Annotated in this window: 9 protein-coding genes; all 9 read right to left on the bottom strand. The window is 73.1% G+C overall.

Annotated features, from left to right (window positions below; genetic code table 11):
• The coding region (locus tag ACPYOM_RS18600) for a glutamate synthase central domain-containing protein (protein ID WP_481347091.1) at window positions 1–1,792 on the bottom strand (1,792 nt) is incomplete at its 3' end.
• A 198-nt stretch (window positions 1,793–1,990) separates the two neighbouring features.
• Entirely contained in the window at window positions 1,991–3,016 is a 1,026-nt protein-coding gene (gene lgt, locus ACPYOM_RS18595; protein ID WP_481347090.1) for a prolipoprotein diacylglyceryl transferase, read from the bottom strand.
• Complete coding sequence (gene trpA, locus ACPYOM_RS18590) at window positions 3,013–3,813, bottom strand: tryptophan synthase subunit alpha (RefSeq protein WP_481340837.1); 801 nt, start codon at window positions 3,811–3,813, stop codon at window positions 3,013–3,015. The genes lgt and trpA overlap by 4 nt, the downstream gene beginning before the upstream one ends.
• Complete coding sequence (gene trpB / locus ACPYOM_RS18585) at window positions 3,810–5,117, bottom strand: tryptophan synthase subunit beta (protein ID WP_481347089.1); 1,308 nt, start codon at window positions 5,115–5,117, stop codon at window positions 3,810–3,812. The genes trpA and trpB overlap by 4 nt, the downstream gene beginning before the upstream one ends.
• Window positions 5,114–5,956: an indole-3-glycerol phosphate synthase TrpC gene (gene trpC / locus ACPYOM_RS18580; RefSeq protein WP_481347088.1), complete on the bottom strand. Its 843-nt coding sequence runs from the start codon at window positions 5,954–5,956 to the stop codon at window positions 5,114–5,116. The genes trpB and trpC overlap by 4 nt, the downstream gene beginning before the upstream one ends.
• Before the next feature lie 5 nt (window positions 5,957–5,961).
• Complete coding sequence (locus ACPYOM_RS18575) at window positions 5,962–6,231, bottom strand: HGxxPAAW family protein (protein ID WP_481340834.1); 270 nt, start codon at window positions 6,229–6,231, stop codon at window positions 5,962–5,964.
• Window positions 6,232–6,310: 79 nt separating this feature from the next.
• Window positions 6,311–6,895: a Trp biosynthesis-associated membrane protein gene (locus ACPYOM_RS18570; RefSeq protein ID WP_481347087.1), complete on the bottom strand. Its 585-nt coding sequence runs from the start codon at window positions 6,893–6,895 to the stop codon at window positions 6,311–6,313.
• Window positions 6,892–8,526 (bottom strand): anthranilate synthase component I, encoded by a 1,635-nt coding sequence (locus tag ACPYOM_RS18565; protein ID WP_481347086.1) that lies wholly within the window; start codon window positions 8,524–8,526, stop codon window positions 6,892–6,894. Before ACPYOM_RS18565 ends, ACPYOM_RS18570 begins: the two co-directional genes overlap by 4 nt.
• Before the next feature lie 68 nt (window positions 8,527–8,594).
• Complete coding sequence (hisI, locus tag ACPYOM_RS18560) at window positions 8,595–9,002, bottom strand: phosphoribosyl-AMP cyclohydrolase (protein WP_481340855.1); 408 nt, start codon at window positions 9,000–9,002, stop codon at window positions 8,595–8,597.
• Window positions 9,003–9,235 lie beyond the last annotated feature (233 nt).

Below are 9,235 nucleotides of genomic sequence, written 5' to 3'. Positions count from 1 at the left end.
CGTCGTAGAGGCCGCGCACGACGTGCGTCGCGTAGCCGGGCAGGTCGCCGTCGGCGTTGATGTGCACGATCTTGGCCAGCTCGTCGTTGTCGATGACCGGGAACTCGAGGACGAGCTGGCGGGCGTGCGCCGGCGAGGCCGACAGGGCGTTGCCCTCGGGACCCATGAACGTGCCGAGCGAGGTGACGAGCTCCTCGCGGATGGCATCGAGCGGCGGGTTGGTCACCTGGGCGAACAGCTGGGTGAAGTAGTCGAAGAGCAGCCGTGGCCGCGAGGACAGGACCGCGATCGGGGTGTCGGTGCCCATCGAGCCGAGCGCCTCGGCACCGGTGCGCGCCATGGGCGCGAGCAGCAGGCGCAGCTCCTCGGCCGTGTAGCCGAAGGTCTGCTGCCGCCGGGCCACCGACGCCGCCGTGTGCACGATGTGCTCGCGCTCGGGCAGGTCCTCCAGGCGGATGAGGCCGGCGTGCAGCCACTCGGCGTACGGCTTCGCGGCGGCCAGCTGGGACTTGATCTCGTCGTCGCCGACGATGCGTCCGTGCTCGGTGTCGACGAGGAACATCTTGCCCGGCTGGAGGCGTCCGCGCTGGACGACGTGGGCCGGGTCGAGGTCGAGGACGCCGGTCTCCGAGGCGAGGACGACGAGACCGTCGTCGGTGACGGCGTAGCGCCCCGGGCGCAGGCCGTTGCGGTCGAGCACCGCACCGACGAGCGTCCCGTCGGTGAAGCACACGTTCGCCGGTCCGTCCCACGGCTCCATGAAGCTCGAGTGGAACTCGTAGAAGGCCCGGCGCGCCGGGTCCATCGTCTCGTGGTTCTCCCAGGCCTCCGGGATCATCATGAGGACGGCGTGCGGCAGGGAGCGGCCGCCGAGGTGGAGCAGCTCGAGGACCTCGTCGAAGCTCGCGGAGTCCGACGCGTCGGGCGTGCAGATCGGGAAGAGCCGCTCGAGGTCGCCGGGGATGATGTCGCTCGTCAGGAGGCTCTCGCGGGCGCGCATCCAGTTGCGGTTGCCCTTGACGGTGTTGATCTCACCGTTGTGCGCGATGAGCCGGTACGGGTGCGCGAGCGGCCACGACGGGAACGTGTTCGTCGAGAACCGCGAGTGCACGAGCGCGAGCTCGGTGGCGAAGCGCGGGTCGGACAGGTCCGGGAAGAACGGCTCGAGCTGGCCGGTCGTCAGCATGCCCTTGTAGACGATGGTCCGGGCCGACAGCGACGCGAAGTAGACGTCGACCTCACGCTCGGCACGCTTGCGCAGGCAGAACGCGAGCCGGTCCAGGCCCAGCGCGACCTGGCGGCCCATGGAGCTGCTGACGAACAGCTGCTCGAAGTGCGGCATGCAGTCGCGGGCGACCTGGCCGACGAGGTCGGCCTCGACGGGGACGTCGCGCCAGCCGAGCACCTTGAGGTTCTCCTGCGCCGCGATCCCCTCGATGCGTGCCTTGGCGGCCGCCCGCTCGTCGGGGTCGCGCGGCAGGAACGCGATGCCGGCGGCATAGGCACCCGCGTTGGGCAGCGTGAACGGCAGCACGGCGCGGAAGAAGGCGTCGGGGACCTGCGTCAGGACGCCGGCGCCGTCGCCGACGAGCGGGTCGGCGCCCGTGGCGCCGCGGTGGTCCAGGTTGCGCAGCGCCGTCAGCGCGTGCTCGACGATGTCGTGCCCGGCGCTCCCGCGCATCGTCGCGATGAGGGCGACGCCACAGGCGTCGTGCTCGAACTCGCGGCGGTAGAGACCGGAGTCCTCAGGCTGGGCGCTGAAGAGGTTCCGGGTACGGGTGTGCGGCGACATGTTCACCGTCCTTCTCGAGTACCAAGGAGCGGCGTGGGAGGGCCGCAACGCATGACGAAAGCGTGTGGACGGCGCTGGCCACAGGCTGTGTGGGGAGAGGCTATCGGAGCCGCCCGCCGTCCTACCTGTTGATACACGAGATTTCGGATGGTGAGACGCCGTGCGTGGACGGCGCGTGCTCGGGGGACGGACCGGGCGTCAGCCGCCCGACGCGCGCTCCTTCGGGGCCGACCCGCCGGTGGCGTGGTTTGCCCGGTCGCGGGAGGCCGCTGCCGCAGGATCTTCGGACGCGGCGTCGCCGACCTCCGCCGGTGTGACGTCCACGTCACCGGTGGCACCGGAGGCGCCGCTCGCGTCGTCCGCGTCGTCCCGGCGCGGCGTCCCGGGCTCGGCCATGCCGCGAAGCCGGAACCACAGCGTGAGGCCGAGGAGGAACACGAGGATCGAGACCCAGGTGTTGACCCGTTGGCCGAGGATGTGGTTGGCCTCGTCGGTGCGCATGTTCTCGATGACGATGCGGCCCACGGGGTAGCCCATGACGTAGGCGGCGAACGTCTGCCCGGCCCGCAGGCTGCGCCGGCGACCCAGCCAGAGCAGGAAGGCCGCGAGGACGAGGCACCAGATGGCCTCGTAGAGGAACGTCGGGTGGAAGAAGCCCTTGACGACCGGCTGCCCCGCGGAGTCGAGCACCGCGTGCCCCGCGCTCGTGTCCCAGTCGTAGATCTTCAGCTTCCACGGCACGTCCGTGGGCGCGCCGTAGATCTCGTTGTTGAACCAGTTGCCGAACCGGCCCATGGCCTGGGCGATCGCGAGCCCGGGTGCCGCGGCGTCCACGAAGTGGCGGAAGCTGACGTCGTGGTGCCGGGCGCCGATCCACGCGCCGAGCGCGCCGAGGGCGACGGCACCCCAGATGCCCAGGCCGCCCTCGTAGATCGCGAAGGCCTTCCACGGGTGGCCGCCGGGTCCGAAGTAGGGCTGCGGCGTCGTGATGAGGTGGTAGATGCGGCCGCCGACGATGCCGAAGGGCACGGCCCACGCGGAGACGTCGATGGCCACGCCCCGCCTGTACCCGAGGGCCGTGAGGCGCCGGGAGGTCAGCCACACGGCCACGACGATGCCCGCGAGGATGCACATGGCGTAGCCGCGGATCGGCACCGGCCCGAGGTGCCACACCCCCACGGTGGGCGAGGGGATGTAGGCGGGCAGGGAGGCGAGCATGCTCATCGCCGACCCGCCCGGACGCCGTCGGCGAGCTCGCGCGCCAGGGCACCGAGGGCCTCGAGGCCCGCCTCCGGCGAGGTGGCCTCGGTCAGGCAGCGCACGAGCGCCGAGCCGACGATGACGCCGTCGGCGAAGCGTCCGACCTCCGCGGCCTGCTCCCCCGTGGACACGCCGAGACCGACGCAGACCGGCAGGTCGGTGTGCTCGCGGGTCCGCGAGACGAGCGCGTCGGCCTGCGCGCCGACCGAGGACCGGGCACCGGTGACGCCCATGACCGCGGTGGCGTAGACGAACCCCCTGCACGCGGACGTGACGTACGCGAGGCGCTCGGGCGTCGAGCTGGGCGCGACGAGGAAGACCTTGTCGAGGTCCAGGGCATCGGCCGCCGCGAGCCACTCGGACGCCTCGTCCGGGATGAGGTCGGGCGTGATGAGGCCCGCCCCACCGGCGGCAGAGAGGTCGGCGGCGAACCGGTCGACGCCGTAGTGCAGTACCGGGTTCCAGTAGGTCATGACGAGGGCCTGCGCCCCGGCGTCGCTGACCCCGCGGACCGCGGTGAAGACGTCCTTGAGGCGGACGCCGGCCGCGAGGGCCCGGACGGCGGCATCCTGGATGACCGGCCCGTCCATGACCGGATCGCTGTAGGGCACGCCCACCTCGACGACGTCGACGCCGTTCTCGACGAGGACACGCATCGCCTCGACCGAGCCCTCGACGGACGGGAACCCCACGGGGAGGTACCCGACGAGGGCGGCCCGGCCCTCGTCGCGGCAGGCCTGCAGGACGGGTCCGACGCTCACAGCTGCTCCCCCATGCCCTTGGCTCCGTCGTCGTACGTGGCGGCGACGTCGGCGGCGGCGTCGGTGATGACGGTCTGTCCCTCGTCGCCGATGAGGCCGAACCACGCCGCCGCCGTGTGGACGTCCTTGTCGCCCCGGCCGGACAGGTTGACGAGGACGACGGCGTCGGGGCCGAGCTCACGGCCGAGCTGCATCGCACCCGCGAGGGCGTGCGAGCTCTCGATGGCCGGCAGGATGCCCTCGGTCTGCGCGAGCAGCCGGAAGGCCTCCATGGCCTCGTCATCGGTGATCGGTCGGTACTCGGCGCGGCCGGAGCGCAGCAGGTGCGCGTGCTCGGGGCCGACGCTCGGGTAGTCGAGGCCCGCCGAGACGCTGTGCGACTCGATGGTCTGGCCGTCGTCGTCCTGCAGCACGTAGGTGAAGGCGCCGTGCAGGACGCCGGGCGTGCCGGCCGAGAACCGCGCCGCGTGCTTGCCCGACGCGATGCCGGAGCCGCCGGCCTCGAGGCCGACGAGACGGACGGACGCGTCGTCGATGAACCGGTGGAAGATGCCCATGGCGTTCGAGCCGCCGCCGACGCACGCGCACACGACGTCGGGCAGGCGCCCGACGAGGTCGAGGACCTGTTGGCGGGCCTCGACGCCGATGATGCGGTGGAAGTCGCGGACCATCTCGGGGAAGGGGTGCGGACCGGTGACCGTGCCGAGGACGTAGTGCGTCGTCTCGACGTTGGTCACCCAGTCGCGGAAGGCCTCGTTGACGGCGTCCTTGAGCGTCTTGCTGCCGTGGTCGACGGGCACGACGGTGGCCCCGAGCAGCTGCATCCGGGCGACGTTGAGCGCCTGGCGTTCGGTGTCCTTGCGGCCCATGTACACGACGCACTCCAGGCCGAGCAGGGCCGCCGCCGTGGCCGTTGCGACACCGTGCTGGCCGGCGCCGGTCTCGGCGATGACACGCGTCTTGCCCATGCGCCTGGTCAGCAGCGCCTGGCCGAGCACGTTGTTGATCTTGTGCGAACCGGTGTGGTTGAGATCCTCGCGCTTGAGGATGACCCGGGCGCCACCGCAGTGCTCGGCGAACCGCGGCACCTCGGTGACGATGCTCGGTCGACCCGTGTAGGTGCGGTGCAGCCGCTCGAGCTCACCGACGAACTCGGGGTCGACGACGGCCTTGCGCCACACCTCCTCGAGCTGCTCCAGCGCCGGGATCAGCGCCTCGGGGACGTATCGCCCGCCGAACTCGCCGAAGCGGCCGTGCGGTGCGCCCGGCTGGGGCGCGGGTGCTGGTGCGGGTGCTGCGGTCATGCCCTCTCCCTGACGCCGGCGCGGGCGGCGGGCGCGCCGGCGGTGCGCGCGGCCGCGGCCGCGTCCATGAACGAACGGACGGCGGCCGCGGGGTCGCCGTCCTTGACGAGCGCCTCGCCGACGAGCACGGCGTCGGCTCCGGCGCGGACGTAGGCCGCGACGTCCGCGGGGCCCGCGACGCCGGACTCGGCGACGGCGAGCACCCCGGTCGGGATGCGCGGCAGGAGGTCGGTCACCGTGCGTCGGTCGACCTCGAGCGTCTTGAGGTTGCGGGCGTTGACGCCGACGAGGACCGCGTCGGCGGCGAGCGCGCGCTCGAGTTCGTCGGCGTCGTGCACCTCGACGAGGCAGGTCATGCCGAGCTCGGTGGCCTGGTCGCCGAGGTCGCGCAGCTGCGCGTCGTCGAGGGCCGCCACGATGAGCAGGACGAGGTCCGCGCCGTGGGCGCGGGCCTCGGTCACCTGGTAGGCGTCGACCATGAAGTCCTTGCGCAGCAAGGGGGTCCGCACGGCCAGGCGGACGTCGTCGAGGTCGGCGAGGGTGCCGCCGAAGCGACGCTCCTCGGTGAGGACGCTGATGGCTGCCGCCCCGCCGGCGGCGTAGGCCGAGGCGAGACGCCCCGGCTCGGGGATCTGCGCGAGCGCGCCCTTGCTCGGGCTCGACCGCTTGACCTCGGCGATGACCGCGACGCCACGGGCGGAACGGAGGCCGGGCAGCGGGTCGAGGGCCGGCGCGACGTCGGCCACCCGGCGCTCGAGCTCGGCGAGGGGCGTCGCGGCACGGCGTCGCCCGAGATCCTCGCGGACGCCGCTGATGATCCCGTCGAGAACCGTCGCCACGGTGCTCAGCTCTGGCCGCGGGTCTTGCTGCCGACCTCGTCGGGCGCGTCGACGAACGTGCCGGCCTGCGCGTGGTGCGACGAGGCGCCGTAGCCGGCCATGGACAGGACCTTGCCGGCGACCGCGCCGAGCACGATGACGACCCCACCGACGACGCTGACCGGCACGTTCGACACGACGATGCCGACCGACGTGATGGCCGAGCCGAGCAGGATGATGCCGACCGCCGTCCACGCGGCGACGCTGTGTCCGTGGTCCTCGTGCTGCTCTTCCATGGCGTCCTCTCTCGTCGCGTCGGCCGGGGTCCGGTGGGCCGACCCCGACATTCTGTCAGGTCCTCCGGCGGGTCCTCGGTCAGGTCTCGTCGGGACGGTCGCGCAGCGTGGGGTCGCCGCCGTCCGTGAGCTCGTCCCAGGCCGTGCGCACCTCGCCCCGGGGCCCGCTGTCGGGGCGTCGGCCACGCTCGTAGCGACCCGAGAGGCCCGCCCAGGCGCGGCTCGAGACCGCGGTGGCGGCGCACCCCACGACGAGGGCCACCGCGACGACGAGCGCGACCCAGGCCCACGGCGTCGTCGACCCGGTGGCGTCGGGCGCCGTCGTACGTGCCAGCTCGCGGGCGACCGCCCCGGCCACGGCATCGACCGGGCGGAGTGCGACGAGCACGGTGAAGAGCGCTGCGCCGAGCGAGGCCAGGACCATGGCGACCGATGCGACGGCCCGGATGAGGCGGCCACCGGTCATGAGGCCGAGGAGCGCGACGGCGCACACGACGGCGAGGCCCGGGATGCCGGGCGCGGCCTGGGCGCCGGTGACCTCGGTGACGCCGTGGGCCAGGACGTCGCGGGCCTCGCCGCGGGCCCAGGGCAGGGTGGAGAGGCCGGCCAGGGCCCCTGCCGGCCCGAGGACGGCGAGCGCGGCGAGCCGCTTCGACAGCGTCATGGGTGCCCTGCCGCGTCGGCCGGACGCGCGTCGGGTCGGTGGTCGGGGTGCCGGTCGGGGGCGTCGTCGCCGACACGTCGCAGACCCGCCGCCGCGGCGACGGCACGCAGGGCGGCCGCCGCCTTGTTCACCGTCTCCTCGTACTCGAGGTGGGGAACCGAGTCCGCGACGATCCCCGCGCCGGCCTGCACGTGCGCGCGGCCGTCCTTGATGAGGGCGGTCCGGATGGCGATGGCCATGTCGAGGTCGCCGGCGAAGTCGAGGTAGCCGACGACCCCGCCGTAGAGGCCGCGGCGCAGGCCCTCGTAGCCGTCGATGAGGGCCATGGCCCGCGGCTTCGGCGCCCCGCTGAGCGTCCCGGCCGGGAACGTCGCGACGAGGGCGTCGTAGGCGCTCTGGTCCTCGCGCAGGTCGCCGACGACGGTGGACTCGATGTGCATGATGTGGCTGTAGCGGCGGATCGACATGAAGTCGACGGTGTCGACCGTGCCGGCCCGGCAGATGCGTTGGAGGTCGTTTCGGGCGAGGTCGACGAGCATGAGGTGCTCGGCCCGCTCCTTGGCATCCGCCAGCAGCTCCTCGGCCAGGTGGGCGTCGTGGTCCGGCCCCTTGCCACGGGGGCGCGACCCCGCGATGGGGTGCGTGATCGCCTGGCGGCCGGTGACCTTGATGAGGGCCTCGGGGCTGGACCCGACGACGTCGTAGACCGACCCGTCCGGGTGGGGCAGGCGCAGCAGGTACATGTAGGGGCTCGGGTTGCTGACGCGCAGCGCCCGGTACACGTCGAGGGCGTCGGCCGGGCACGGCACGCTGAACCGCTGCGACACGACGATCTGGAAGGCCTCACCGGCCCGGATCGCCTCCTTGGCCTCCTCGACCATCGCCTCGAACTGCGGCTGGGTGTGGCTGCTCGAGCGGACGAGGTCGACGGGGTCGATCGTCGAGACGGTGCTCGGCGCGGGCTGCGCGAGCAGCTCGGCCATCCGGTCGAGCCGGGCGACCGCGTCGGCCCAGGCCTCCTCGATCCGCTCGTCGGTGGCGTTGTGGTTGACCGCGTTGGCCACGAGCAGCAGGGAGCCGTCGCTGTGGTCGAAGACGGCGAGGTCGGTGGCGAGCATCATGGCGAGCTCGGGCAGGTCGAGCTCGTCGCGGCCGCCGTCCGGCACGGCCTCCCACCGGCGCACGGCGTCGTAGGTGACGGCGCCGACGAGGCCTCCGGTCAGCGGGGGCAGCCCGGGGATGCGCGGCGTGGCCAGGGCCGCGACCGTGTCGCGGACGGCGGCGGTGGGGTCGCCCGACGTCGGCACGCCGACGGGCGGCTGGCCGATCCAGTGCGCCTGTCCCCCGTGCTCGGTCAGCGTCGCGGCGCTCCGCGCGCCGACGATGGAGTAGCGCGACCAGACACCGCCGTGCTCGGCCGACTCGAGCAGGAAGGTGCCCGGGGCGTCGGCCGCGAGCTTGCGGTAGACGCCGACGGGGGTCTCGGCGTCGGCGAGGACCCGGCGCACGACGGGGATGACCCGGCGGTGCTCGAGGGCCAGCTCGGTGAAGACCGGCAGGCTCGGCCACGTGCGGCCCCACGCGAGGTCGGCGTGCGGGGCGGGCGCGAGCGGGGCGGTCGTGTCAGGCACCGGCCCATTCTGGCCCACGGCCTGCGGTCCTCGTCCCGCACCTCACCCAGCGGACGCCGTCCGGCAGGTCAGGCGTCACCGACGACGACGGGCAGCACCCGGGCGTCGAAGCACGTGCGGTCACCGGTGTGGCAGGCGGCGCCGACCTGGTCGACCGTGACGAGGAGCGCGTCGCCGTCGCAGTCGAGCCGCACGCCCTTGACCCACTGGACGTGGCCGCTCGTGTCGCCCTTGCGCCAGTACTCCCGACGGCTGCGCGACCAGAACGTGACCCGGCCCTCGGTCAGGGTGCGCCGCAGGGCCTCGTCGTCCATCCAGCCGACCATGAGCACGTCGCGGGTGTCGTGCTGCTGCACCACCGCCGCGACGAGACCGCGCTCGTCACGCTTGAGCAGCGCGGCGATCGTCGGGTCGAGCTGCGTCGGGTCAGGGGTCACGTCGGTGGTCGGGTCGGTGGTCGGGTCGGTCGCGTCCATCACCCCGACATTCTGGCTCCCCCGGCACCGAACGAGTCGTTCGGTCTCGAACGCGGTGGTGCACCGGCCAGTTCGGCACCCACCGTCGCCCTCGGCACCGAACGAGTCGTTCGGTCTCGAAAGCGGTGGTGCACCGGGCAGTTCGAGACTTACCGCCGCCCTCGGCACCGAACGAGTCGTTCGGTCTCGAAAGCGGTGGTGCACCGGGCAGTTCGAGACTTACCGCCGCCCTC

The organism is Monashia sp. HAY1-2A (genome assembly GCF_056755315.1).
The sequence above is the reverse complement of the archived record's forward strand: the minus strand, read 5'-3'. Positions and strand labels throughout refer to the sequence as shown.